The sequence below is a fragment of the Dyadobacter ginsengisoli DSM 21015 genome (assembly GCF_059568735.1).
Genome location: NZ_JCANTY010000007.1, coordinates 211,073 through 237,161, shown reverse-complemented (window position 1 = coordinate 237,161; position 26,089 = coordinate 211,073). Strand labels below are relative to the sequence as shown.

Annotated in this window: 20 protein-coding genes; 10 read left to right on the top strand and 10 right to left on the bottom strand. The window is 47.6% G+C overall.

Going from position 1 to position 26,089, the window contains the following annotated elements; translation table 11 throughout:
* Positions 1-186 precede the first annotated feature (186 nt).
* Positions 187-2,751 (top strand): TonB-dependent receptor, encoded by a 2,565-nt coding sequence (locus BP71_RS25810; RefSeq protein ID WP_496384465.1) that lies wholly within the window; start codon positions 187-189, stop codon positions 2,749-2,751.
* Between the two features lie 93 nt (positions 2,752-2,844).
* Here BP71_RS25810 and BP71_RS25805 read toward each other — a convergent pair whose 3' ends face one another.
* The 3 genes from BP71_RS25805 to BP71_RS25795 form a co-directional block, all read right to left on the bottom strand.
* Positions 2,845-3,756 carry an alpha/beta fold hydrolase gene (locus BP71_RS25805; protein WP_496384464.1) on the bottom strand — a complete coding sequence of 304 codons (912 nt, stop codon included), beginning with the start codon at positions 3,754-3,756 and terminating at the stop codon, positions 2,845-2,847.
* A 127-nt stretch (positions 3,757-3,883) separates the two neighbouring features.
* Positions 3,884-4,450 carry a hypothetical protein gene (locus tag BP71_RS25800; protein ID WP_496384463.1) on the bottom strand — a complete coding sequence of 189 codons (567 nt, stop codon included), beginning with the start codon at positions 4,448-4,450 and terminating at the stop codon, positions 3,884-3,886.
* 6 nt (positions 4,451-4,456) lie between these two features.
* Positions 4,457-5,797: a serine hydrolase domain-containing protein gene (locus tag BP71_RS25795; protein WP_496384462.1), complete on the bottom strand. Its 1,341-nt coding sequence runs from the start codon at positions 5,795-5,797 to the stop codon at positions 4,457-4,459.
* 340 nt (positions 5,798-6,137) lie between these two features.
* Between BP71_RS25795 and BP71_RS25790 the strand changes: the two genes are divergently transcribed.
* The 3 genes from BP71_RS25790 (at position 6,138) to BP71_RS25780 (ending at position 9,313) form a co-directional block, all read left to right on the top strand.
* Positions 6,138-6,977, top strand: coding sequence for a helix-turn-helix transcriptional regulator (locus BP71_RS25790; protein WP_496384461.1), 840 nt, complete (start codon positions 6,138-6,140; stop codon positions 6,975-6,977).
* Positions 6,978-7,150: 173 nt separating this feature from the next.
* A complete protein-coding gene (locus tag BP71_RS25785; RefSeq protein ID WP_496384460.1) occupies positions 7,151-7,441 on the top strand; it encodes a DUF1330 domain-containing protein in 291 nt (96 codons plus the stop codon).
* 213 nt (positions 7,442-7,654) lie between these two features.
* Positions 7,655-9,313 carry a T9SS type A sorting domain-containing protein gene (locus tag BP71_RS25780; protein WP_496384459.1) on the top strand — a complete coding sequence of 553 codons (1,659 nt, stop codon included), beginning with the start codon at positions 7,655-7,657 and terminating at the stop codon, positions 9,311-9,313.
* 143 nt (positions 9,314-9,456) lie between these two features.
* Here the strand turns inward: BP71_RS25780 and BP71_RS25775 are convergent, their stop codons facing one another.
* Entirely contained in the window at positions 9,457-12,558 is a 3,102-nt protein-coding gene (locus BP71_RS25775; protein WP_496384458.1) for a ligand-binding sensor domain-containing protein, read from the bottom strand.
* 281 nt (positions 12,559-12,839) lie between these two features.
* On the opposite strand from BP71_RS25775, the gene BP71_RS25770 reads away from it, so the two are divergent.
* Together BP71_RS25770 and BP71_RS25765 are read left to right on the top strand one after the other, a co-directional pair.
* The gene (locus BP71_RS25770; RefSeq protein WP_496384457.1) at positions 12,840-13,469 is read left to right on the top strand and encodes a LuxR C-terminal-related transcriptional regulator; all 630 of its coding nucleotides are present in this window, start codon (positions 12,840-12,842) and stop codon (positions 13,467-13,469) included.
* Between the two features lie 649 nt (positions 13,470-14,118).
* Positions 14,119-14,745, top strand: a complete 627-nt coding sequence (locus tag BP71_RS25765; protein WP_496384456.1) for a response regulator transcription factor — start codon at positions 14,119-14,121, stop codon at positions 14,743-14,745.
* A 34-nt stretch (positions 14,746-14,779) separates the two neighbouring features.
* On the opposite strand, the gene BP71_RS25760 is transcribed toward BP71_RS25765, so the two are convergent.
* Entirely contained in the window at positions 14,780-15,421 is a 642-nt protein-coding gene (locus BP71_RS25760; protein ID WP_496384455.1) for a response regulator, read from the bottom strand.
* 205 nt (positions 15,422-15,626) lie between these two features.
* On the opposite strand from BP71_RS25760, the gene BP71_RS25755 reads away from it, so the two are divergent.
* The 3 genes from BP71_RS25755 to BP71_RS25745 all read left to right on the top strand — a co-directional run bounded on the left by BP71_RS25755 (position 15,627) and on the right by BP71_RS25745 (position 19,576).
* Positions 15,627-16,295, top strand: a complete 669-nt coding sequence (locus BP71_RS25755) for a response regulator (protein WP_496384454.1) — start codon at positions 15,627-15,629, stop codon at positions 16,293-16,295.
* Between the two features lie 478 nt (positions 16,296-16,773).
* Positions 16,774-18,294, top strand: coding sequence for a tail fiber domain-containing protein (locus BP71_RS25750; protein WP_496384453.1), 1,521 nt, complete (start codon positions 16,774-16,776; stop codon positions 18,292-18,294).
* A 7-nt stretch (positions 18,295-18,301) separates the two neighbouring features.
* Positions 18,302-19,576: a T9SS type A sorting domain-containing protein gene (locus BP71_RS25745; protein ID WP_496384452.1), complete on the top strand. Its 1,275-nt coding sequence runs from the start codon at positions 18,302-18,304 to the stop codon at positions 19,574-19,576.
* Positions 19,577-19,694: 118 nt separating this feature from the next.
* Here BP71_RS25745 and BP71_RS25740 read toward each other — a convergent pair whose 3' ends face one another.
* From BP71_RS25740 to BP71_RS25730, 3 genes are all read right to left on the bottom strand, one after another.
* Positions 19,695-20,618 carry a S41 family peptidase gene (locus tag BP71_RS25740; RefSeq protein WP_496384451.1) on the bottom strand — a complete coding sequence of 308 codons (924 nt, stop codon included), beginning with the start codon at positions 20,616-20,618 and terminating at the stop codon, positions 19,695-19,697.
* Between the two features lie 154 nt (positions 20,619-20,772).
* Complete coding sequence (locus tag BP71_RS25735; protein WP_496384450.1) at positions 20,773-21,528, bottom strand: helix-turn-helix domain-containing protein; 756 nt, start codon at positions 21,526-21,528, stop codon at positions 20,773-20,775.
* A gap of 298 nt (positions 21,529-21,826) precedes the next feature.
* Positions 21,827-24,223 (bottom strand): ABC transporter permease, encoded by a 2,397-nt coding sequence (locus BP71_RS25730; RefSeq protein WP_496384449.1) that lies wholly within the window; start codon positions 24,221-24,223, stop codon positions 21,827-21,829.
* A gap of 409 nt (positions 24,224-24,632) precedes the next feature.
* Here BP71_RS25730 and BP71_RS25725 point away from each other — a divergent pair, with 409 nt between their 5' ends.
* Positions 24,633-24,989: a hypothetical protein gene (locus tag BP71_RS25725; RefSeq protein WP_496384448.1), complete on the top strand. Its 357-nt coding sequence runs from the start codon at positions 24,633-24,635 to the stop codon at positions 24,987-24,989.
* 72 nt (positions 24,990-25,061) lie between these two features.
* Here the strand turns inward: BP71_RS25725 and BP71_RS25720 are convergent, their stop codons facing one another.
* Both BP71_RS25720 and BP71_RS25715 read right to left on the bottom strand, forming a co-directional pair.
* Entirely contained in the window at positions 25,062-25,370 is a 309-nt protein-coding gene (locus BP71_RS25720) for a hypothetical protein (protein WP_496384447.1), read from the bottom strand.
* Between the two features lie 68 nt (positions 25,371-25,438).
* Positions 25,439-26,062 (bottom strand): hypothetical protein, encoded by a 624-nt coding sequence (locus BP71_RS25715; RefSeq protein ID WP_496384446.1) that lies wholly within the window; start codon positions 26,060-26,062, stop codon positions 25,439-25,441.
* Positions 26,063-26,089 lie beyond the last annotated feature (27 nt).

Genomic DNA, 26,089 nt, shown 5'->3' with positions numbered 1-26,089 from the left:
CGCCAGGAACTATAAACCCGGCTAAATGAAATCAATTATCCTCCTTAAAATACCCGGTTGTTGGTGGTGCACAGCTTTTAACAGGTCTGCCATTCGAATGAACAAAGCAGGTCCTGCAGGAGCCGGAAGGATCATCTTTTGACTCAGCCCCATCACTAACAAATTGCAATCGTCAAATTCAATAGCATGAAACAATTTTTAAAGTCAGCCATCTTACTCACCGTAATTCTCTTTCCCTTCCTTTTATCAGCACAGGACAATGCGACCACCAATGCAACGATTTCCGGGAAAGTGCTGGACGCTGCCACCAATGAACCGCTGATAGGCGCAACCGTTTCGATTAAGGGCACTACCAATGGTGCTTCTACTGACACCAACGGGGAATTCAGCCTCATTACAGCACAAAAATTGCCCTTCACCCTGATCGTGTCCTACATAGGATATGTGAAACAGGAGGTTCTGATCAGCGGCAGCGGGGCCGAAATCAAGCTTGTATCCAATAACACGCAGCTGGATGATGTCGTGATTTCATCGCGCCGTCGCCAGGAGTCTGCCCAGGAGGTTCCGATCCCCATTTCGGTAATCGGAGGTACGAGGGCGGAAGACGCCGGTGCCTTTAATGTGAACCGTCTCAAAGAGTTGGTGCCTACAGTGCAGTTGTATGCTTCGAATGCACGGAATACGACGCTGAACATTCGCGGTTTGGGTTCCACCTATGGATTGACCAACGACGGCGTTGACCCGGGTGTGGGCTTTTACGTGGATGGTGTTTACTACGCACGGGCAGCGGCCACAGCCCTCGATTTCATTGACATCGAACGCGTGGAGGTACTGCGTGGGCCACAAGGGACACTTTTTGGTAAAAATACAACGGCGGGAGCCTTCAATGTGACGACGCGGGCTGCCAGCTTTGCGCCGGGTGCCAACTTCGAGCTGAGCTATGGCAACCTGGGCTTTATCCAGGCAAAAGCCTCGGTGACCGGACCATTGAGCAAAAAGCTGGCTGCGCGTGTTTCTTTTACGGGCACGCAGCGCAACGGCACGTTTTTCAATGTTCATACGCAATTGCCGATCAACGATATCAATAACATCGGGGTAAGAGGGCAGCTCCTTTTCACTCCAAACGATAATGTAAGCATTACCGTGATCGGGGACGTATCCGATCAGAAACCGACGGGCTATGGATGGCCTGTGGCCGGAGTTGTGACCACGAAAAGGGCCGCATACAGGCAGTTCAATGCGATTATCACAGATTTGAATTATACCCTTCCTTATAACAGCGCCTTTGAACGCAAGCTGGACCTGGATACCCCTTCCAAAGCTGATAACCAGCTGGGCGGTGTGTCGGTTAATGCCGACATCAAAATAGGCAGGGGAACGCTTACCGCCACTTCGGCCTGGCGTTATTGGAAATGGGTGCCATTGAATGACCGGGATTATATCGGATTACCTGTATTTACGATCTCTTCAGGGAACTCCAAACATGACCAATGGTCTCAGGAAATCCGTTATTCAGGAAAAATATTGCCCAGATTGAGCGGCGTGGTGGGTGTGTTCGGCCTTTGGCAAGATCTGACTTCGGACCCGGTACAAACCGAAGAGGCAGGTTCGGCACAATGGCGTTTTGCCCAGAGCTCGACAAGCGCATTGTGGAAAACGCCCGGATTATTCGACAATTTTGGTATCCGGACCACCAACGAAATTAAAAGCACCAGTTTGGCGGTGTTCGGACAGGCCGACTGGGCGGTTACAGACAAGATACATGTTTTGCCTGGCTTGAGATATAACTATGATAAAAAGGTAGTGGACTACAGCAGGGTGACCTATGGTGGATTGCAAACCACTGACGCGGCATTGCTCGCGTTGAAAAATGGCGTGTATACCAACCAGGCTTTTAACACCGATTATGCCAAAGGGAATTTCTCGGGCCAGCTGTCTGTACAGTACAGAGCCACGGCGAACTTCAACGCCTATGCAACCTACTCGATTGGCTACAAGCCGATTGGTGTTAATGTGGGCGGTCTGCCGACAGCGAATGGTCAGATTCTGCTTGACCTGGCCAATGTGAAACCTGAATACGTGGACCACAAGGAGTTCGGGGTAAAAACGAAGCCATCGGGCAACTCGGTGTTGAACCTGACTTTGTACCGTTCAGACATCAAAGATTATCAAACGCAAGTGCAAACTCCGGAGCCGGGTGTGAACCGGGGGTATTTGGCCAACGCCGAAAAAGTGCGCGTACAGGGAGTCGAACTGGATGGTAATGTCCGCTTTAAACACCTCACCCTGAACGCGGCTGTGGCATATACTGATGGTAAATATGTAAGCTTTGTCAACGCGCCTGTGCCCCTGGAGGAAGTTGGAGGAACTCAGGCATTCAAGGACGTGTCGGGCGGACGACTGCCGGGAATCTCCAAATGGTCGGGTTCTGTGGGCGGAGAGGTAGTTGCGAAAGGCAGCTTCATCGGTCTTAAAGGAAACTATTTCCTGGGTATAGATGAATTTTTGCGATCGGAATTCTCATCAAGTCCGTCTCCTTCGGAATATCTCAATATCGAAGGCTATGGACTTACCAACGGAAGATTGGGTTTCCGGGCCTCGAACGGGCTTACGTTCTTTGTGTGGGGTAGAAATGTCTTTAATAAGAATTACTACGAGCAATTATTGGCCGCACCGGGAAGCGCGGGGCAATATGCAGGGATAGTGGGAGATCAGCGTACCTATGGCGTGACGGTTAGATTTACGTACTGATCGGATATTTGTAGCAGCTAATAGCTTTACAGTTAATCAGGGTTCATTAAGACAGTAGCGGGCCCGACTCGTTACTGTCTTTTTTATGGCTCATCACCGATTAGAAGCAGCCTGTTTTCCCAGGCTTTCCAACATCGCTTCCACCGCGTTTACAATCGCTCTGGGATTGTCTCTGTGCAGATAGTGGGCGCTACCGGAAAGGTAGATCAATGTACCACCTCTTGCGGATGAATCGATGAACTTTCTCCATCGGTCGATATTGACCTGAGTGCGGACCTCAAAGAATTTAGGGTGATCATAGTCGGTGCTCCTGCGTTCGGGTGGTACTTCGAACTTCCCCCCGACAAGAAAGCATAGCGGCGCGTCGGGGATCGGCAAGCTGCTTATTTCTGCAAAGTCCGTTTTTCTCAAATTAGTCAGCACTTGTCCCTCACTCCACGGACCAAAACGGACAGAGTCGATTCGGGAAGGTTTGTAGAGGCGGTCATACAGCATTTCGTCGATACGCTTTTCCGGAACGCCCAGTTTCCGGAAGATGTCGTTCCAATTTTCTTTGGTTTCGGTGAAATCCGCCGGGTCTAGGAACACCATACCGGCCACATCGCCAGGATAATAACCGCCAAAGCCGCGTACGTAAAGACCTCCCATAGAATGTCCCACCAGTATGTATGGCGGTGCTATTTGCAAATTGGCCAGGATCGCTTTTAAGTTCTGAGCCACCACCTGAATTGTCGACATCGCGAATACTTTCTCCGACTTGTCGACACCGGCGCGGTCGTAGGCAAAAACCGGTACGCGCTCTGACAGTTGCCCCAGCACGGTGTCCCACGTATTGAGCCCCATGCCGAGTCCGTTCTCAAAAACAACCACCGGCACGCCTGCTTTCCTGTTTTCCAGGCCTTTGTAAAAAACATGGAATTGCTGTCCGTTAACAGCGACCATCCTGTCTTGTGCAAAAGCTGTAATCGCGAATTGCAAGAATAGTAATGTCAGACTTATTTTCATCTTACCCGGATTGAAATGGCACTCCTCATTGTCTCTCCGACTGGCAAGGAGAGCTTTTAGTTTTGGCAATATTCAATATAAGTCTGATTTTGCCGGTTAAATACTTATTGCCGAAAAGATACAACGTTCAGGTTGACCCTTTCGGCTTGGCACGCCGGGCGTCAAATGCTGCGCGTTGAAATAACAATGCTGATCCGACGAACAGGACGGCGAAGAAAGCATGAAGACAGAACACGGCCAGGAAACCGTTGGCAAACGCGGGCGTTCCGATGGCCCATGCAATCACAGGCACCAGCGCTATCGCGAATGCCGACGCAAGCAGCGCGCGTGACATTCCCTGAGCTTCCAGCCGTGCGATGAGGGCACCGGTAAACCCGACAAGAATCACCCCGAAATACATCATATTGGCGGGATTATCTCCAAGAATGCCCCCCACGGCGGCATTCATCCAGACGAGGACCAGCACCGCTGCAAGTGCCGCGCCGACCGCGAAACGGTATGCCCAGTTGCTCATTTTCTTCTTCACTACCAGTTGATACGCAAGACCAGCCCCGCCGATTAATAGAATTAGGGCCAACACAAAAGCACCTGGTTTCCAATGCCAGATGGCAAGAAGCGTCAGCAACAGGGGTATCAGCACGATCTGTGCGATGACGGCGATCGTGGCGGCGAGACTTTTTCCAATGTTTTGCATAGCTGGTTATTTTTCTTTCGTGAAAATTCTTTCTCCATTACGCCGTTTGACGGTCATCCGGTTGCTGGCAGCGTCGAATTCGACGACTACCGCCCCTTCAATTGGAAATTTATCCTCAGCCATTGCTTCGAGCGGGGCAGCGGACTGTGCGCCCGGCGGCTGAAAGAAAAGCGTTGTGCCGTTTCTGGTAATCGTAAATTTCACAGGCGCTTCGGAGCTCGAATATACCCCGACGTATTTGTCCAGCACTTCCGGGCTGACCGTTATGGATTCGAAAGCAGGTATTTGAAACGGCCTATTAAAGTAAATGTCGGCAACGCCGTCTACAATATCGCGGACCGGGTAAACCTTCGCGTTTGTGGTGTAGGCGATTGCGAGTTTTTCTTCCGGCAGGTAAGCCAGCCACGCGCCATAGTTGTCGCCACCGCCGGTGTGCCCGTAAAAGGTCTTTCCGGCGAAATCGAATGGTTCGATTCCTAAGCCATCCCCGTCCCTGATCGCTTTTATCTGATCGAGGCTTTCTTCCGACACGATCTTTCCTTCGAACAGTGCCCGGATGAATTTGGCCATATCGTTCGGCGTCGAAATAATGGCTCCGGCGCTGAAAAGGATACTGGGATGTGTTTCGGCTACCGGTTTCCATTCTCCGCCCAGGTTCAGATAGGTAAGCGCTTCGTTTTTACTTACGTCGATATTCCCGGTCGCGGTGTAGGTATCGTTGAGTCCGATTTTCGAAGTGATCCTTTCCGAGAGGGCTTGTGCGTAGGGTTTCCCGGTTAATTTTTCAATGATAAGACCCAGAAGCAAATAACCGGAATTGCTGTAAGCATGTTTTGTACCTGGCTCGAAATCGGGTGTGCCTTTGGCGATCAGCGCAAGCATTTCATCGTGTGTTATTGCGTCTGTCGAAGGAGAGCGACGCAAGTTCCTGTCTAACACGGAATCATGGATACCGCTGCGATGCGCAAGTATTTGGGCGATCGTAATCCTGCCGGCATTCGGGACTTGCGGGAAGAATTTGTCGAGGTTGTCGGTTAACTTCAGTTTTCTTTCCTCGATGAGTTGAAAGACCAATGCGGCGGTAAACATTTTTGTGATCGACCCGATCCGGTACCTGCTCGCTGCGGTTAACGGTTTCTTCTCCGTGCCGTTGATCTGGCCGTAACCGATAGAACGGTTGTAAATAACGTTGCCATCCCGGGAAACAACCAGACTTCCCATTGCCTTATTCTTTTCGGCAAGCCGGTCAAAAAATTGATCCAGTTTCGCCTTGTCCGGCGTTTGGGCGTGTCCGGCAGCTGATAACCCCAGTTTCAGAACAATGGAGATCAGTATTTTTGTTTTCATAGTTGTGACGAGTTTAAGTGTGACTATTCACTTTGCATTTTAAAGTAAATAAAAAGTACTTTGAAATACAAAGTGAATGATTGAAAATATATGCCTGAGCGAGCATTCTTCAATTTTGCCTTGTTCTGAGGATTTGCGTGTCACTCATGTTAACTCATCCATTGCGCTGATCGATTCCGGTTGAGCGGTGGCTTGTGATTCCCAGTGGGCGATGAGAATTTATTTTGAACTCTTGCTGACATAGGGTTGTCATGGTGGGCACTAGCTTTGGGAAAAATCCATGCCCCGGGCAACGGATTGTTTAGTAACGATTGCCCGAGGCGGTACAGATCGAAATAATATGCAAGCTGACATCCAGATCCTGCACAACTCCGACCTTTGTTCCATTCATAATTTCCTGTGCAATTGCCATGAGCGAACTGTGTCAGGAATAGAGTATCAGGAACAATTTGCATTCGCGTATGTCAGACGGGGAAATTTTCAGTTTAAGGCTTATCGGAATGAGCTGGATGTGCATCACGGATTATTCCTGCTTTGCAAGCCGGGCTATGAATACCGCGTGGGGCATGTGCATAATATGCCTGATCAATGCACTATTTTCTACCTGCCATCAGAAAAATTGAAGCTCTTAATGCCTCAAGGCGGAGCGTTCTCATGGTTTTTCGATAACCCGGATATGCACTCCATCGCGGTGAGAGCAACCCCGGAAATGGAATATCTTCATTACTGTATATTCCAGCTCGCTCAGGAAAGCCGGTCCCAGCGGTTATGGATTGAACAGTTGATGGCCGATTTGTTTTTGCTTATACTTTCCTCCGGGCGGGACAGCAATCCGGAGCCAGTGCTCACTGAGAAGCAGAAACGTGTTTACCTCCCTGCTATTGAGTCGGTTAAGTCGTTTATTGCGGAATCCTTTACCGAGAATGTTTCTTTGTCGCAACTGGCGGATGTAGCTAATATCAGCCCGTTTCATTTCAACAGGCTATTCAGGCAGATCACCAGCTTTACTCCTCATAATTATCTGCTGCGGGTGAGGCTTTTGCAGGCAGACCTGCATCTTTGCAATACCGATCTTTCTGTGACGGCCATAGCTTTTTCCTGTGGTTTCAATAGCCTTGAACATTTTTCTGCGGCCTATAAATGTCTTTTTGGCATTGCGCCGTCAATGAGGCGCCTTTGAAAACAGCAATTTTCCTTAAATAACGGAAATTCCGGCCGCCTAATTTTGTTCAATAAAAATTTAAAACGTTGAAAGAAATGGCGTCTATTCCGGAAATCCCACCCTGAAAGAGAGCAGCGCAAATAGGCATTTAGTTTTAAATCAGTTTACTAATCTTTAAAGTCAAGATTCCAATGGCAGTTTATTATATCAATAGCTACGACATTACCGACATGGAGGTGTACAAAAATTACGGCCCGCCGGTTGTTACATTAATGCAAAAATACGGGGCCGAGGTGTTGGTGGCTGATGTGGCGGGAATAGCGATCGAGGGTAATCCCAAAAAAATGAATGCAATCATCAGATTTCCATCAGAGGAAGCTGCACTGAACTGCTACAACGACCCGGAGTATCAACCGCTGAAACAGATCCGGTTAAATTCTACCGCCAACTGCACGATTGTTCTCACAAAGGAAATAGGCTAGCGAAAAGGAGAGGTTTTATTTACAATGGCAATCATAATCCCGGTATTTCGGTTAACAGGAGTGTCGGGATTAAAAGGACTTGCCGAAGGGCTGTGGAAAGCCGACAAAGAGAAGGAATCGTTGAAACGAACAGGTCTGTTTTTGGAATAGGCGAATGTGCCAAATAGGAAGTAATAGAAAATGTTATATATTTGATTTAACTGAAAGTTTAAAATGATGAAGCATTTTTTATTAATCTGTACTTTACTATTTAGCCTGCAAAGTTCAGGGCAGGGATCCCTGGAAGGAGATCGGCTGGCGTTAGTTGCGTTATACAATGCAATGGACGGCCCGAATTGGTTTAATAATTCCGGCTGGACGGTTGCTGGCCCAGTCGGGAGTAGTCCCTGTAGCTGGTATGGAGTTACCTGTGAAAATGGAAGAGTGACGGGGCTGGATCTTTCTCAAGGTGGTTTGGATGGAAATATACCACCGGAGATCGGAAACCTGGATCAGCTGAAATCACTGACGCTCGGATGGACTCGTATTGCGGGTGAAAAACCAGGATATGGACCCATACCAACAGAGATAGGGAATCTTATTAACCTGGAACATTTGGATCTGAGCGGAATAACGGGCAAGGTAGATGAGAGAGGTGGTGCAATGCCTATTAGAGGGCCGTTACCTCCGAGTCTTGGAAATTTGACAAAATTGACATATTTGGATCTGAGCTACGTGCCTGAAGACGCGGGATTTGATCCTTTTGGCTTTATTAGTGGCAGTATTCCGCCCGAATTGGGAAATCTGGTAAACTTAACTTATTTGAACATATCGAACCAAAGTTTGACTGGTAATTTGCCCACAGAACTTGGTAACTTAAAGAAACTTAAAACACTCTTGTTGGGGGCGAATGATTTTGATGGTGAAATTCCCTCTTCATTGAATAATCTGTCAGAACTTCAGCTTCTGCATCTTCATTATCAAAGCCATCAACGGAGCCACGAATTTGGGCTGCTACATGGTGAAATACCTAATTTGTCTGGTTTGCCCTTGTCGGCTAAGCTGCTTCTGTCGGGTAATTCCTTCACGTTTGCAGGCATGGAACAAAATGTAGACCGTCTATCATTCTATGGTCATCAGGCCCAGATCCCGATACAAATCCAAAATGGAAAGTTGAGCGTCGAGGCTGGCGGGACGGTGGCAAATAACACCTACAAATGGTTTAAAAAGACTTCTACCCAAGATGGTGTCCCACCCGTTTTATTAGCAACCATTGTTGGTGATAAATATTATGAACCAACGGAACCAGGGATTTATCTGGTGGAAGTTACCAACAGCGTTGCTACGCAATTGACGTTACGGAGCTCTGTTTATTCACTTACCACAATGCCTGTTACCCTCGCAGCATTTAGGGTTGTTAACAATGATGAAGCAAATTTGCTGATCTGGGAAACCGTCTCAGAAACCAACAATTTAGGATTTGAGATAGAAAGGAGCGCAGATACGAAGAATTTCGAAAAAATAGGTTTTGTAGATGGAATTGGAGATAGCAAAAAGAATAAAGTTTACCGATTTACTGACCATACTCCTTTGCAAACCAGCTACTACCGCCTTAGGCAAATCGATTATGATGGCAAATTTGAATATTCGCGGATTGTATCGGTTAAATTTGATAAGGTTGTGTTTAGTGTTTATCCTAACCCGGGATACGGACAGATTTTCCTAAACGGACTTGATAAAAAAGAAGAAATGACCATTCGAAATTCAGAAGGATTGGTAATGTTGCGGGAAAATGTGCTTTCCAAACAACCGATTAATGTAAATAGTTTGTCAAACGGAGTATATACCGTTACGGTGGGAAATGGTACGAAGAAGATTGTGATCCGAGATTAAATTCTAAGGCCGACTTTCTGATCGTTGTATTCGGTAAACAGGCAAACGACTCACATCATAAAACTCAGGTAGACAATCTTTGACAATATGTCCATTCGTTAAACATTCAGCGTATCGAAATTAGCGGTCTCAATTTGAAGCAGTTAATCTCTTTCCGAAAAAGTGATCGAAAACCGGGTGCCTGCCATCGCATCTGCCTTGATTTCGACTTTCAGTATTTCGGCAAGTTCTTTGACGATGATTAATCCAATGCCATGAATTCCCGGTTCACCGTCCGGTGATTCAGGATGGACCGCATCGCTCTCGTTAAACCAGTTCAGGATTTCCCCGGACAGCCCTGGCCCCGTGTCTGACACGACCAGTGTGATTGCCTCACGCCTCATACCCGCACTTACGGCTACCTTCCCTGCTGAGGTAAATTTGTTGGCATTGTCGATCAGATTATGCAGGATGATTTTCAGTAATTGCCGGTTAGATCTGAGTTGAAGCGTTTCCGGGACATGGTTTTCAAACTGATTCTGCTGACCGGCGAAGGCTTGTTTAAAGATGAAGGCAACTTCGTCGACCAGGCTCCGCGCCGCAAATGTCTCGTAAACTACCGAGCTGTCCGAAAACTGCGATCTTACATAGGAAAGCATATTTTCCAGGAGTGTAAGAATTCTCTTCGAAGACTCGTTCACGCTTGTCCCCACCGTTTCTGCAAGGGTATATTCGCCATTTTGAATGAGATTTGATAGTTTTCCGGAGGTGAATTCGATCGATCTCAGCGGGCTGCGGATGTCGTGGCTGATGGACGCGATCAGGTGCATTTGCAGGCGGGTCTGCCTCAGGAGTTCCTGTTCGGAGGTTTTCAGCACGCCCAATGTATCCTGCAAATTAAGCGTCCTTTCCTGGACGCGCGATTCCAGGATCTTGTTCAGGTTGTCGGCTTTCTTCAGACGGTTTTTGAAATAGAGGTAAGTCGCAGCCAGTACCAGGATGACCACGAATGCTTTGAATGGCCAGGTTTCGTACCAAGGGTTAGGAATGACTATCGTGAGCGTTGCCAATCGTTCGGAGTTGGGGCCAAATCCTGCATTCTTACGGACCTTCAGGGTATAGGTGCCCGATTCAAGGTTATTGAGATGAATGGACTGCTGATCGTTTTCGATGGGATGCCAAATTTGCGTGGTTTCGTCCCGTCTGTCACTAGAGACGTTGTAGTAGAGCTGCTGATTCTCCCGCGGGCCCAGGTAGGGGGATGAAACAAACACCTGTATGTCGCTAATGTCGGCAAGCTCGATTTTTGAACCGCTTACAGGAATTTCTTTCGAATTAGCTTCGATGCGGTCGATGAAGATTTTTGAATCCGGTACATCCACCGGGATCTGTTCAGGTTTGAAAAACACCAACCCGTCGAGCGAAGGCAGCGATATGTAACCGCTTTGCAAGCGCAGGGCGCATGGCTGACAGCCCCCATTGAATTCGTTGATGCGAAAACCGTGTTGTTTCGAATACCGATGATAATAAAGCCGGGTACTATCGCCGTGCACGGTGAAATCGAGCAAATCCTTGTGATAGATGCGGAACAATCCGTGATTCGTCGGCAGCCAGAAAAAGCCGTTCGCGTCTTCCACAAGACAATGCCCATTGGCCAGGTAACGGCTTCCGTCAACAGGAAATCGGGTTAGTTTGTCATTTTGAAGCAGAAAAAAGCCGTTTTCAAAAGTCGTGAACCAAAGTTCTCCATGTTTGGATAAGAAAATATTTTTGACATAAAACTTTTCGGTATGCGGCACAAGGGATATTGTTTTTCGGGTGAGATTTACCTTGACCAACCCTGCCGCGGTAGCTACCCAAAACAGATCTTTCCCCTGCTGAAGCATGTAGGAAATGTCGGTTATTTCCCGCGTAAAGGTGCGCAGTTGAGCCGTGTTTTCACGAGGATCGAAGTATTTCAATCCTTCTGATTTCATTCCCAGCCAGATACGCCCCAGGGGATCTTCATATAACTGTGAGATTTCACCACCTGCGTCCCATTGTCCCTTCAAATTTCGGGCATTCCCGTCAAGGCGGTATAGCCAACCGTTCTCAAAGAACCACAGGTCGCCAGAGCGCGCTTTGAGCATACTATACCGGTTCATGGCCATTTTTGTCGGCAAAGGCAGCTGTTGCGCGATGATCTGACCGTTCCTGTCTTTACCGAGTACCTTGAAGGATGGCGTGATGACGGTAGTGTCCGAGAATGCGGCCTGGGAATAATAGACGTTCGCCTGGCTTTCGTTGCTATTGATGGTAAGCGTTTCGAATACCTGAAAATCAAGGATAAAAAGTCCATTGCTCAAGGTTCCAAGAAAAAGCCGTTGTTGGGACTGATCGAAAAATACTGTGGAAACATTGTTCCGTTCGAAGTCAAAATCGTCGAGTAATAGCATCGTCCGGATGTCTCCCGGAGTCCCTTCTGAAAGTAGATAGAGTTTTTTGTTTTGGTAGATAAACGCTTGTCCCGACAGGTCGTGGGAATAAACCAGGTAGTTTTCGGAAAGATCGGGTACAGGGCCTTTTCCGGGACCCAGTCTGATCTTCCCCGGTGCAGTTCCCTGCTTCGCAACCAAAAGCTCTATGTTGCCGGCCTCGTCGTCATGGTAGAGGTTTCTTCCGAGCCTGAAAAAGCCACGCGGCGAAGTGATCCGGGTCTTGTAGCTTTTCCTTTTTTTCCAGGTTGAATAAAGGTCTATTTTTCCATCTTTCTGCCACATCAAGAAGCTCCCATTTCCTTCGGGGAGCCAAAACGGCTGGTGGGTGGGTGCCCAGTCACCCTGAAAGCGGTTGGGAAGCCCCATGGAAAAAAGCAGGCCATTTTTGCTTTCCGGTGTTCTGAACATTTTTCTGAGGCGGGCTGCTCCCTGAGGTTTTTCGTTGGTAGCTCTGCCGGAAGCGATCTTTATATATTCAAATCCATCTGTTAGTGCATAAAAACGATCCTTTCGTCCCTCCATGTCGGGAAGGAAGGACATGAACATGGTGGTCTGCAACCGCAGATCGCTTTTGCCGAAAGTCAGGAAAGTTTGACCATCAAACCTCACCAGCCCGACCTCTGTGGCAAGCCAAACGAAACCATCGGCATCCTGCGTGATAGCGCGCACGGAGTTCTGCGGCAGACCGTTTTCGCTGGTGAAGTGCCGGATGCTGTATTTGGGGGCTTTCGCATTGGTTTGCGAAGCAGCTGATATTGTGAGTATTTGAAATAAAATACAGAAATACAATCTCACCGGTATTGCGAATTGCAGGCACAAATGAATATAGAGGTAAAATAAGCGAAATACTTCTATTGAGTATATATGAAAGAAGGAGTATTGTTCGATTATACCGACCGTAAATAATAGAAATGTTTCTATATACTATTTGCGATTGAACGGTTGTAACAAAAACCATTGATCTATAATTTTACCACCATCACCCGCATATTCCCTTTTTGAATTCTTCCGCCAATGGTTTCCCGGAAGGGCAGCTGGTACCCTATTGACTGGGCATTAGCCTTACTATCATGAACATTCTGATTATCGACGACCAAACGCTGCTGCGCACCGGATTCGGTGTTTTTCTGGCAGGTATTTCCGGCAGCTACCGGCTTTTCGAAGCTGCCGACCTGGTTACGGCCGCCGCCACCATCCAAGGGGAACGCGCTATCGACCTGGTTATCAGTGAAATCAAGGTGGACGGCGTGGCATCGCCCAACATTGTAAAACTGCTTAAATCCCTCAAAACGGATATCTCTATACTGTTCTATTCCAGCATGGCCGAACGGCTCTTCGCGCTGCCGGCACTAAGGGCTGGTGCCGATGGGTTCATCATGAAAAGTGCAAAGCTAAATGAGCTGGCCAGAGCCATTGCGATGGTGAGTTGCGGTGGTAAATATATGAGCGTGGAATTACAGGCTTCGCTGTTACCGATGCTCGACTCGGGACATCAGACGAAGGAGCTGGAATCACTTGAGTTGCTCTCGCGCCGTGAAAGGATTGTGATGAATCAGGTAGTGCAGGGTAAATCCACGAAAGAGATCGCTTTCCTGCTCAATGTAAAATGTAATACCGTTAGTACCTATAAAAAGCGTATTTACAGGAAAATGAATGTAGTCGACACATTTGAATTGTCGCAAAAAGCCGCTGTATTTTAAAAATAATAGAAATGTTTCTATGGTTTACTTTTAATGGTTTCGAGCTAATACGACATATTTATAATTAGTTTTGGTGCCGAGATGCGAGCAAGGCACTGCATGACAAAAATGGTCAGGCCGATAAATTGCGTATATGTATAACCGTTTTGGTAAATCAACGGTAAATTTCAGTGCCGCTGTCAATCACCTAGGCTTGCGATAAAACTGTTCACACTATACACACACGCCTACCCACGTAAATAACAAGCTTATTTATGAATAGCCACTAGAAATTACCTCTGAAATCAGTTCAAAACCTCAACTTCCATGCAAGGAAGACTATTACTTTCGCAATCAGCGGCTGGACTTGCTTTGCCATTTGCGTCCAGAAACTGGTCTAGTCGGAAACCGAACGCGCCGGTGTTGCAAGCCTTTCGGTGATGCCAAAACGCTTTCAACCTCTGTTAATGCGTACTGCGAGGGCTTTGTCGAAAACAAAGGCCGGCTCGTCGACCAGCACGACAAGCTTAACAGCCGGGTGAGATACTTGTTGCGAAGCGGCCCCCCTTCATTATTCTGGCAGTGTCGATTACAACTCCCACACGGGCCCGTTCCTTGCGGGCAACCGTCTTTTTACACCCATTTACACCATTAGCCACCATTTCAACCTATGAAAGTGCTCGTCATTGAAGACCATCCCCTAATGCGATCGGCCATTAAACGGGAAATAAAAGATCATAAACCCCAGGCCCGCGTTACGCTCGCAGCGCGTCTGGAAGAAGGGATGGAGCTGATTAGAAACCAATATTTTGACTTGATTATCGTCGAAATTGGTACCCCCGGCGGGAGCATGCAAGCGGTCAGGGAGATGCGCGCGGCTGGCAAGGGGACTAAAATCCTGGTGTATTCCTCCATGAATGAGTCCACTTACGCGCTGCCGGCGGTTTCATCCGGCGCCCATGGGTTCTTATCCAAAGACAGTTCGGGCGATGAACTGAGGATAGCCATCGACATGGTGCTGGATTCGAAAACTTATTTCAGTAAAAAAATACAGGAAACACTGCTCTCGCAGGTCATATCGAATGTGGATTCTTCGGACCATAACCCGTTACAGACGCTGACATCCCGGGAGCGGCTGGTTGTGCATTTGCTGCTGCAAGGGAATAAGATAAGGGCCATCGCCGAAATGCTGAATCTGAAGGAAAGCACGGTGAGCACATTTAAAGCGAATGTCTTCAAAAAGCTGCAAGTAGGTAATCTGGTGGCTTTGTCCGAGAAAATGGAAATGTTGCGGTAGCCTGCCGGGGGAGGCTACCCCGAATATCAACAACCTAGTAGCCGGAAGCAGCGGCGACATCAATGATTTTTGAGAGCTCGATTGCGCTTGTGACGCCGCATTTGCGGAAAATTTTCTTTTTGAAAGTACTGACAGTACTCAATTTCAACTGCAACTGGGTGGCAATCTCCTTCGTCCACATACCTTTGATCAGCAACCTGCTGATTTCCAATTCCCTGTCTGTTAGCCCAATCCATTTCCGGCGCTTGATTTTGGTGTAATTCTGCGGCAATTGCGTAACCAGCTGTTCGCGGACTACCTCGCTGAGGTATTTCTTGTCGTTCACCACAGCCGAAATTGCTTCTCCATACATTTCCGGGGCCGACCGTTTCGATAAATAGCCGTCTGCCCCAGCCTGTACATATTTCAGTGCATATTTATCTTCGGGCAATCCGCTGAAAATCAATATTTTTGCATTGCGCCGTGTGGCCCTGATCATATCGATCATCTTTACATCCTGGCCTCCGGGCAAATGAATATCAAGAATGACGAGGTCGATCGGTTTGTCGCGGAGGATCCGGAGCCCATCGTTAAAATCTTCGGACTCAAAAATCGAGGAATTCTCAAATACCTCAAGGATCACAAGGCGCATGCCCATTCTGACAACGGCATGATCCTCAATGAGTAATGCATTCATCTTGAACGATAATTTAGTTTATGGTAGGAACAGGTGAGCTTCGTAGTACCAAAGCTAAGTATAGTATCTTGTGGTTACAATCTAGATATTGATAGCGAGATGTAAACATTATACTACACTTTTTACCAGAATTTCAGGGAGTTTTTGTTAATTCATGCCGCGAGCCGCCGCAATCCTGGTAACACACCCATGACATAGAGGTCCAGTGCAGTCCTTACTTACCCGAATCTTACTTGTAGAAGACCATGACATTGTCCGCATTGCCACAAGCATGCTCGTCAAAGAGATGCTCGATAACGTGGTTGTGGATGTAGCGGTGAATTTCAAAGAGGCTGTGCGGGCGGTTTCCGAGGGTAGTTTTCAGTTGATAATCCTTGACTTGAATATTCCCGGCGCCGATCATTTGCTGGCCATCGAGAAGTTGCGTTCGCTGCAACCCGGTATTCCGGTGCTCGTTTTCTCGGGACAAAAAGAAGAGCTGTACGGTGTCCACTGCATTCGCGCTGGCGCGGCCGGGTTCGTTTCCAAGGAATCGAATGCTTCGGAGTTACAAGATGCCATCCGGGTCGTGCTGGACGGGCAGAAATACCTTAGTCCCGTTGTCCGTGCGCAGCTTTTGGGTACCATGCTGCAATACGGCGTTTCCGATCCGGCAGAACGTTTGTCGGCAAGGGAGCTCGTGGTTATGGAGATGCTGCTGGAAGGAAAATGGACGAAGGATATTGCCGGTCAGTTAAATTTAAAAAGCACTACTGTCAGCACTTTTAAGACCCGTATTTTTAAGAAGCTTGGCGTTAATAATTTGCTGGATCTTGCTAAGCGGGTCGAAATGTACCATTTGTCCGATGGGGACACATTTTCAGATGACAAATAGTAGCCTCTCCCATAAAACCAGTTCCCGAAGTAAAAATACCTCCATTCTTGCTCCATATTTTGCGAAGTAAAAGTATAGAAATGTTACTATGCTTTGTAGAAAATATTTTTTGCAACTAGTTGAAAAACAGCTTTTTGCAAATATCTGAGGTTGGCTATCCGCGCCTCGCCCATCAAATTGCATACATTTTCCCCGCTACTTTGTAGATATAGTTTGCATCGCAGGCATCTGTACAGGGACTGTCATAAAACTGTCATTTGTATTGCAAACAAAGCCATGATCCTCGCGGATCAATGAGCTGATTTAAGCCCCATTCATATATAAAGCAGATCATAGTATCCATTCGGAAACAAGGTCGAAAGGCCGTGTTTTTGAGCGGAAACGGTGCACCCTTTTTGATCTAAAAAATTAACCAACTGCCTGTTTTATACTGTTTTTCAATGATTTATTAATTAAAACCAAATTACAAACGATGAAAATGAAACAACTACTAACATGCACTGCCGGTGCACTTGGAGTCACCGCCGGATTGCTTTTTGTAGGCTTGCCTTTGATGGCACAGGTCAAGATCGGGGATAATCCTAATTCGATCAGCGGGAACTCCATCCTGGAACTGGAAAGTGCCACGAAAGGTCTTTTGATCCCTCGAGTTGCACTGGTGGCCACCAACAACCCGGCCCCGCTCAGCGCGCCCATTATTGCTGGTACGCGTGTGTACAATACCGCATCTACGTCCGGTGATAACGGTGTTTCGCCAGGCGAATATTACTACGACGGTACGGCTTGGGTAAAATTGGTTACCGAAGCCCCTGCCGGCCAGGAGGTTTTCCGGGAAGGACCGGCACCCGTGGGCGCTTCCTGCGGGGCGGATCCGGAAGGAACAATCTGGAATGATATCCTGGAAGACAGTCCTACCGAGGGCCAGCAATGGATATGCCGAAGCGGCGTGTGGGCAGTTTACAATGCTCCAAGCAGCAGAACGCCGTTTTTATTGGGACTGACAGGCGGAAAGGATGCCGGCGGCACCAAAGGCGGCCCTATTCGTCGCTATGGAAACATTTTATTGAAACGTCCTAACGACAACCAGGGTTCTACGACGCTAACTCAGGGTGGTGGTATCAGGCTATACCGTAACGTAGCGATCGCACCGAACAACGGAGCGTTCATTGATTTCGCCCGTAACCCTGCCAATCCTGACCTGTTCCGTATCGGGCTTCGGAATGATATAAATGATGGTAACGGAGCATTGACTTTCCAAACCAGCCTCATTTCCGGGACTTATGATGCCCGCATGGTTATAGGTTTGAATGGCCAGGTCGGTATCAACACAACTAATCCGCGTCGTGTTTTCCATGTCAATGGAAAGGCATTGTTTTCTAACAATAATAATGATGGGGCATTGTATTTTAATGGTACAGCGGACCAGGATGGAATTTTGCTGGACTGGGATGACAATTCCAACGAAGCCCAGATCGCCGTCCAGACAGATGGCCCAAATCTTGCCTTGACTAAAAAGACGAACGGTGCCGCTGGTGACGTCTTCGTAGTCTTCCGGGGGAACGGAAACGATCTCGGACAGATCAGATATAACGGAACGCAAATGGTGTATGCCGTCACTTCTGACCGTCGTCTCAAAGAAAACATCAGAAATACGCATTATTCGATCGAGGATTTGATGAAGATAGACGTGGTTGATTATAACTACAAAAATAATGCTGCTAAAACACGGACTACGGGTATGATTGCCCAGGATCTCTTCAAAATATTCCCGGATGCCGTTTCAGAAGGTGGCGAGAATGTTAAAGCCAATCCGTGGTTGGTGGATTACGGCAAACTGACCCCACTGTTGGTAAAAGCCGTTCAGGATCAGCAGAAAGAAATCGCCGCTTTGAAAGCGCAACTGAACGAAATGAACGCGCTCAAAGCTGAGGTAGCGAGCATCAAAGCGATGCTTGGCAATGCTGCTCAACAGAAGTCGGAGGCTATCATTTCAAAATGAGTGAACTATGCACAAAATCATTTATAAGAAGCTCGTTGGCCTGAGCGTGGCATTGTGCCTGTCGCTCACGCTGATGGTCGATCCGGCGCTTGCCCAGCAGGGCAGCCAGGGAAACACGACCATTTTTGAAGGCACGCAGATGACGGTGTTCGGAACGCATACCTTCGTTACAGGAGGGGCGGGCATACAGCCCGGCATCATCAGAACAATCCGCGCGGCATCACCCGGCATCCTGGGTTTTGGGCCTGGAACCAGTTATACCGGCCAGGACGACGCTAACCATGTTGACGGCTATGTATCCAAAGCAGGCAACAGCGCGTTTATTTTCCCTGTCGGCGATGGCACCAAATTGCGCCCGATCGGAATTTCCGCACCTGCGACATCCGGCGTTTTCAAGGCGGCATATTGGTCTGAAAACCCGGGGACGGCCACATTGCCGACCGGTGCGCCATTCCCGACAGCCAACATGGAGACCGATGTCACCGGTGTGAGCCAGGTGGAATACTGGGATCTGGACGGTTCGTCGCCGGTTAATGTCACCCTTACATGGGATGCTGCGAGTAATCTGAATACGCTAGCCAGTTCAACTATGGTTAATCTGCTGGTGGTGGGATACAACCCGCTTACCAACGAATGGGAGAACCTGGGCAGTGCGGGAGGTACGACGGGTTCGCTGACCGGTATCGGTAGCATTACAGCCATCGGCGTAACGCCCGACAAATATTCGGCATTCACTTTTGGTGCAAATAGTGCATTACCTGTAACATTGGTCGCTTTTGATGCCAGGAAGGAAAGTGCGACCACATTGCTAAGTTGGTCGACCACGGCCGAAACCAACAGTGACCGCTTTGAGATCGAACGCAGTACAACCGGAAAAGTCTGGAACAAGATCGGGACAGTGGCATCGTCCGGGGAGAGCAATGTGCTGCGCAAATACTCATTTGCTGATGCTGCTCCGCTGGCTGGCGAAAGTCTTTATCGCCTGAAAATGGTTGACAAGGATGAGACATTCGCATATAGCAGCATAAAAAGTGTAGTGTTCGACCACGGTTCGGTACAGTCTGTTTATCCTAATCCGGCGCGTGACGTGGTTTACATTCAGGATGCGCAACTGGTGGAGAGGGTATCGATCGTTGATCTGAGCGGTAAAACCGTCAGGGATTCCGGTGTTTCGGCAAGCGGGATGGTCAAACTCGACGGGCTGAATGCCGGGATGTACATTGTAAAGGTCGTTCGCAGCAATGGCCTGGTGACTTCGCAGAAGATCGTCGTGGCCAAATAACACTCCATACGGATGGATACATGTAGCCTCGGAAGTATTCCGGGGCTACTTTTTTAAGGTTTTGACTGCCAGGTACTTTCTTGGTTAATCGAGGCTTTGGATTAACCAAAAAGAAGCGTCAATTCGATGTAAGTAAATTTTTTACAAAGTTAATTTCATTGCCAATATCAACGATGTGATCAGGCTCTATTCCCTTTTGCTCCCAACTTTCCGTTGTTCCCGGCCAGGTAGGTGCTCCGGTAGATACAGAAATAAACAAGTGCTCATTTATCGGATACCATGAATTCATGTGGGCTCCACCGGCCGACTTCTGACCAACTACCTTTGCCCGATTATGCTTCTGCAGTCCGTAGGTAAAGGCCTCCGCAGCGGACGCTGTTCCTTTGTTGATGATGATGAACAAGGGGTTGTCGTACTTTTTTTCCAATAACCAGCTTACCGTTTTAGCGCTCTCGACAATTCCGGTCCGGGTTCTAAATTCAAGTAACGGGGTGTCTTTTGGCAGGAAAAAACTTTCAAAGACATTTCCGATTGCACTGCCGCCGCCGCCATTGTCACGCAGATCGATAATTAAAGCCTTTGTGCCGGATACAAAGCGCATGGCGGCAAAGAGAATGGGTAAACTCTTTTCGCTGATATTAATCTCTGAAACCTTCAGGTAACCAATATTGCCTTCCATTACCATTACTTCCCTCAAACCAAAGTTTTTGGTTGCGGCATCCTTTCCGTAGAAAAACGGGTTGTCGGATTTCCCAACCGTGTCGGCTTCACCGGCAGGTGACTTTCTTTCAATAGCTGACAGTTCCTTTACTGTCTTGGGGTCATATCGAACGTACATGTGGCCGTCGTTGCTGAGCAACTTCAAACTATGGGTGGCTAACGAGTCAACCTCCTTCCAGTTTCCAGCGCCGTCGAACTTTCCCTTTTTATAGTCTTGCAATAGCTGCAATGCTATTTGACGGCCTTTTTCGGGAAACACATACGTTGAGTCTATGAGGCTGGACATCTTTGTGAAGGCAGATTCCAGTTCTTTTCTGGACAAGGTTTGCGGGAAGCCGATTTTCGGGAAAAGGACCGAAAAAAGGACACAAAAAATTAGCGTTGGGTGTCTGAGGACTTTCATGGCTCTTTGTCATTAGTGTTATTATGCAAAGGACCGTAATCACAACTGCTTAAAATAGTATCAGATTAGCCATCTATAGTTTCCTGTATTCCTTTGGCAACAAACCAGTCAGTTGTTTAAAACTTCGGCCAAAATGGGTCTGATCCACAAACCCACATTCATATGCAATACTCGTCAGCGAAGCATTGGCGTCTTTCATTAGGATCAGCGCATGTTTCAGTTTCAGCTTGCGCATATACTCGCCAAAAGTGCAGCCAAAGTACCGGGCAAACTGTTTGGAAATAGTGACCGGATGAATACCGGTTACCGTTGAAAGTTCCTGCAGCGAAATTTGCTCGTTCCAGCGGTCCTGCATTAGTTCATTAATTTGTTTGACCCAGTCGGGGCGACCAGCATCAGCTCTGTGTTGATAATTGGCCAGGCTAAGTACTGCCATGGCAATCGAAGTGGCCGCAGCGTTGCCCGTCATCAGCTGTTCCTGATAGGCCTTAAGCAACACGAACGTTGTATTGGGGTTGTTACAGACGGCGTTATTTAGATCGGTCTCATCTAAATCAAATATTTTAAAAAATTCCGGGGTAAACTCCAGATTGAAATTTTTAGAGCCGGGAAGTGTGTTGCTGTTTTGATGTGGCTGCTCCGCGCTAAAAAAAACGGTTTGACCAGCAACCCGAACGTACTCTCCGTCCTGGCGCTTTTCCAGCGTCCCGCCTGCCAAAAAGAGTGTTAGATGCGGGTTTACATGGGCATGTAAAGAGTGATTGCATACATGCTCACCAGCGTATTGGGTGACACTGGTCCAGATACCGTTTCCGCAGAAGCTGTTCACGTTGGTACCCAGGTAAATGGCAGTATCGAGAATTTGCATGGTGTGGACGGTGGGCTGGTGGAACTGCACTCACTCACTTACTAGTTACAAAGTTTAAGCAAATAAAGGCATTTTCTGTCTATGTATTTTATCGTCGTGCTGCCACCATGTCGTCCTCTGGCGTGGGCAAGCTTGCAGGCCGTTTTGGCAACTATTTCATAACTTTTTTAGGTCGTAAAAAATTGAAAATGAGTTGATTGGTGCTAGATAGCATGAAGGCGCGGCTTGTGATGAATGATGGATTTCTATCGGAAACGCATCATTCATGCTGCAAACTCTTCACCGGATTCAGGAGCGCGGCCTTCACTGCCTGGAAACTGACAGTGATTAGGGTTATAATAAGTGCACCTGCGATAGCCACAGCGAAAATCCACCATGAAAGTGCAGTTCGATAAGTGTAATGCTGCAGCCAGTCATGCATCAGGTAGTATGCAATGGGCGTGGCTACCAGGCAGGAAATCATAACCAGGATCAAGAAATCTTTGGAAAGCATTTGCCACAGGTTAGTCACCGAAGCACCCAGTACTTTGCGAATGCCTATCTCTTTTTGACGCTGCTCGGCAAAAAACGAAGCCAAACCGAAAAGCCCCAGGCAGCTAATGAAAATCGCCAAAGATGAAAAGGTCGTGGAAAGCTGCCCGATCCGCTCTTCTGCATGAAACTTCCGGTCATAATCCTCACTGGCAAATTTGTATTCAAAAGGGCTTCCGGGGTTATATTTCTTAAAAACCGGTTCGAGCTTTAAAAGCGCTTCTTGGGTTGCAAGGGCAGGATTAAGCCTGATATGGATGAAGGAAGCCCAATCTTCCCGCAGCATGAAAACGGTTGGCTGGATGGGCATAAAAGGTGATCCGGTAACCACATCATTGATGACCCCAATAATGGTATAATGATCGCCATTCCATTGGACGCGCGTCCCGACGGCTTCTTTGAGTCCCATGAATTTTGCGGCACTTTCGTTAATGACCATTCCGAGGCTATCCGTCGAAAAATCGCGGGAGAAGTCGCGCCCTTGCTTGATTTCCCAGCTAATAGTTTTGCCATACTCGTGGGTAAGGCCCACAGTCCCAAGATCGCCCAGCTGATCAGGGTCTTTGCCAGGCCAGCTGAAACTTGCATCGCTGCTCCAGACTTCGGAAGTCGGACTGGAAGACAGGGCCATATTTACGGCAGCGCCTGTTTGTAGCAAATCCTGGCGAAGGGCCTGCGCATGTTCCCGAAGATCGGGCGTGTTCATCGCAACAGACAGCAATCCGGAACGATCAAATCCCACCGGCCTGTTTTTAGCATGCTGAATTTGGCGAAGCACAACCAGCGTACCAATGACCAGGGTAACAGATACTGTGAACTGAAGCACGACGAGCGTCTGGCGCGGTACCGCTGCGAACCGGCCGCCGGTAACACGTAGAGACGAACCAGCGCCTGTAAGGACTTTGACCGGTCGAAAGCCAGACAAGTAGATCGCCGGATAACTTCCGGCCAGAAGACCTGTCATCAGCGTAAAACCCAGACCAATAAGCCAGGTTTTCTCATTTTCCCAGGGAAAATAAATTTGCTTGTCGGCAATCTGGTTAAACCAGGGTAGTAACAATTGTACCAGTAACAAGGCAAGTACAAATGAAAAGATTGCGACCATTATGGATTCACTAAAGAACTGGGCGATCAGCTGGCTGCGCAGTGAACCGACTGCCTTACGAACGCCAACTTCTTTGGCCCGTTTCTGTGCCCGTGCCGTAGAGAGATTCATAAAGTTGATACACGCCAGAACAAGCACAAATGCGCCAATAATGCTAAACAGCCAAACAAACTGGATCCGTCCGCGCACCGGTACCCCATTTTCCCACTCGGAATATAAATGCCACCTGCTCATGGGGTGGAGAAATGCTTTGGGATTAAACCTTGCTTCTTCTTTGGCATGCCGGGCCTTGATATTCTGTATTTTTGAGCTCACCTGATCGAAGTTTGTATTCGGCGCAATTTGCACCAACAACAGAAAAGAGTTGTTGCCCCAGTTCGTTTCCGAGCGTTTTACCCAAGGTGTCTCCTGCAAAAAGAAGCTCCATGGCAGCAAAAATGATACATCGTGGAATTCGGTGTTGTACGGCAGATCTTCATATATGCCCGTTACTTTAAAGTAATTTTTGTTGTCAACCTTAATTGTTTTATTGATCGGGTCTGAATTGCCAAATAATGCCCTGGCGACCGATTCCGAGAGCAGGGTAGAAGTAGGGTTATCAAGGCCGCCAGCTGTGCCTTTGATGATTCGCAGCGACATCATTGCGGGGAAGTCCGGCTCGACGCAGTTGCCCTTCCTTGAAATTTTCTTTTCTCCGACGGCTATGATATAATCCTCTGTCCAGGACGAGGAAGCAATGTGGCTGAATTCGCCGGCATGTTCGTTTTGTAAAGCTGCCCGCATCGGAAGAGGCGTGGCAGGGGTGGTACTGGTGGTGCCGCTATAGGTTTGATGCTGCATTACCCGTGCTATGCGGTCGTAGTGCTGATGATATTTATTATAAGAGAGCTCATCCCACATCCAAAGACCGATCAGTATAGCCGTGGTCATTCCAACAGACAGGCCAATAATGTTAATAGCGGAATAAGTGCGGTTTTTAGCAAGGTTGCGAAAGGCGATCTTCACGTAGTTTTGTAGCATATCTGTATGGCTTGGGTCAGGATACTCATTCTGGTTTAGTTTTCATCAGTGAAGGCCGCATGAAACTATACGCTCCCTTCATTTGGATTCATTAGTTATATAAATGTCTGACAAATACCTTACCAAAAATGGAAAAGTGGTCAAAACAAAATGGAAGGGCCATGACGGCATGTGAGCTGTTCAATTGCGCACAGGATCACGTTCAATTTTGGACAACCTATTCAATGCATTTGGACAATATAAATCTTGCTTAAAACAATCGGCCGCTTCGGGGAGCTAACTATTTTGGGGAAAGGGTGAGGCCTTAATCTGCGCAACTGCGATTGAAAAGTCTGTGGAATTAGCAAGAAAGTTCCAACGATTTTCTTATTGGCGGGTCTATATTGAGCGTCACCAAACAACGTTTTGTATGCGTTTCTTTAGCAGGACTCCATTCTACTTCATCTTACCGTTTCTTTTTACATTATCATGCTCAAAAGGTGCTGATGAAGACTGTGGGTGTGATGGTTCAACCCGTCGTATCCTCGAAAACCTGCAAGCCAGATATACGGGCGACGGCGCTTTTGTTGTTCCAGATACGATGGCGGGTTTCATACGCGTATATGCATGCGATGTAGATACCGCTTGGGAAACAAGTAAAGATGAAAGAATCTGGAATTACACCATCTCGGGCGACCTTAAAAAGAACTGTCTGGGCGCTAATCCTGAACTTGCATTGCCATATGAAGGCGGACCGATCCGGATCACATTTATCAAAAAGAACTGACTAAGAAAGGGGAAGCAATGAGTCATTCGCCAACTAATAGACAAAAAAGGTATTTCAACCACCGTGCGCCTTTTATTTTTCAAGCCTCTCAATCTGTTTATCGCTTAAATATTTTCTTGCGGGGAGATCGTAAATGACCATGACCAGGTAGGCCACCCCAACCAGCAGGATCAGGGCGGTTATGATGATGAGAACCAGTTGTATTGTACCTGGTTTGTGATTGATATAATAATTGCCAAACATCCATAACACGGCATTATGCGTCATGTACAAGGGGTAAGAGATCTTTCCCGAAAAGACGGAGACCTTTTTCAAGGCAGGTGATAACGTAGCCCCCGCACCCAAAGCGATCAGCAGAGGAAAGTAAAGGAGTACTACCAAAGAGAGTAACCCCTGACATAAGCTCTTGAAACTTTGTATTAGCTATATACCATACGATGACATAACTATCAGAAATACAAGGATAATCCAAGCCGAAAACGATTGCCTCTGATCATCTCATTGACTCCGGAGTCGACGACGATTGGCAAGTTATATTGCATTTGCAATCCCATATATTTCCCGACTCGCAGGCTTAAACCAAGCGCCCCAAACATGACGTATTTATTGGTATTGATAGAAATTTCCGTACCGAGAAAATCATCGCTTGCTGTAAATTCACCAAAGTTATAACCCGATGACAATTGTAAAAACGGAGTAAACCGAAACGGAAGCACATAATAACGGGCGTAGACCTCTGGTGTAAAAGCGTATTCCCTTACTCCACCACGTTCCAGGTTTACCCAGCTTTTTCTTTGCTTGGAAAATCGATTGGCCACAGACAATTGGAGTCCAACCACCAGGCGGTCAGCGACCAAATAACCAGCCTGGGGAGTGAGAGACCAGCCTGCTTTTTGCTTACTATTATTTGCAGAACCGTTCAATGAAAAAGTAAAAGCTCCTTTCTTTAAGTCCTTATAAGGGGGAATGTCTAATGGTTCATCAATTTTAATGGAATCTTTGCCCTGCTGTGCAAATAAATTACTGGAAAATATCAGGAGAATGGCAAGAAAGAAAATGGATACTCTTTTCATAGACGATGTTAATTACTATTAAGGATA

Excerpts from the sequence above, each read along its gene's own strand:
- BP71_RS25795 (WP_496384462.1), bottom strand. The coding sequence starts at position 5,797 with ATGAAAACAAAAATACTGATCTCCATTGTTCTGAAACTGGGGTTATCA.
- BP71_RS25790 (WP_496384461.1), top strand. The coding sequence starts at position 6,138 with ATGCAAGCTGACATCCAGATCCTGCACAACTCCGACCTTTGTTCCATT.
- BP71_RS25725 (WP_496384448.1), top strand. The coding sequence starts at position 24,633 with ATGCGTTTCTTTAGCAGGACTCCATTCTACTTCATCTTACCGTTTCTT.
- BP71_RS25770 (WP_496384457.1), top strand. The coding sequence starts at position 12,840 with ATGAACATTCTGATTATCGACGACCAAACGCTGCTGCGCACCGGATTC.
- BP71_RS25800 (WP_496384463.1), bottom strand. The coding sequence starts at position 4,450 with ATGCAAAACATTGGAAAAAGTCTCGCCGCCACGATCGCCGTCATCGCA.
- BP71_RS25750 (WP_496384453.1), top strand. The coding sequence starts at position 16,774 with ATGAAACAACTACTAACATGCACTGCCGGTGCACTTGGAGTCACCGCC.
- BP71_RS25760 (WP_496384455.1), bottom strand. The coding sequence starts at position 15,421 with ATGAATGCATTACTCATTGAGGATCATGCCGTTGTCAGAATGGGCATG.
- BP71_RS25785 (WP_496384460.1), top strand. The coding sequence starts at position 7,151 with ATGGCAGTTTATTATATCAATAGCTACGACATTACCGACATGGAGGTG.
- BP71_RS25810 (WP_496384465.1), top strand. The coding sequence starts at position 187 with ATGAAACAATTTTTAAAGTCAGCCATCTTACTCACCGTAATTCTCTTT.
- BP71_RS25765 (WP_496384456.1), top strand. The coding sequence starts at position 14,119 with ATGAAAGTGCTCGTCATTGAAGACCATCCCCTAATGCGATCGGCCATT.
- BP71_RS25805 (WP_496384464.1), bottom strand. The coding sequence starts at position 3,756 with ATGAAAATAAGTCTGACATTACTATTCTTGCAATTCGCGATTACAGCT.
- BP71_RS25780 (WP_496384459.1), top strand. The coding sequence starts at position 7,655 with ATGATGAAGCATTTTTTATTAATCTGTACTTTACTATTTAGCCTGCAA.
- BP71_RS25730 (WP_496384449.1), bottom strand. The coding sequence starts at position 24,223 with ATGCTACAAAACTACGTGAAGATCGCCTTTCGCAACCTTGCTAAAAAC.
- BP71_RS25715 (WP_496384446.1), bottom strand. The coding sequence starts at position 26,062 with ATGAAAAGAGTATCCATTTTCTTTCTTGCCATTCTCCTGATATTTTCC.
- BP71_RS25745 (WP_496384452.1), top strand. The coding sequence starts at position 18,302 with ATGCACAAAATCATTTATAAGAAGCTCGTTGGCCTGAGCGTGGCATTG.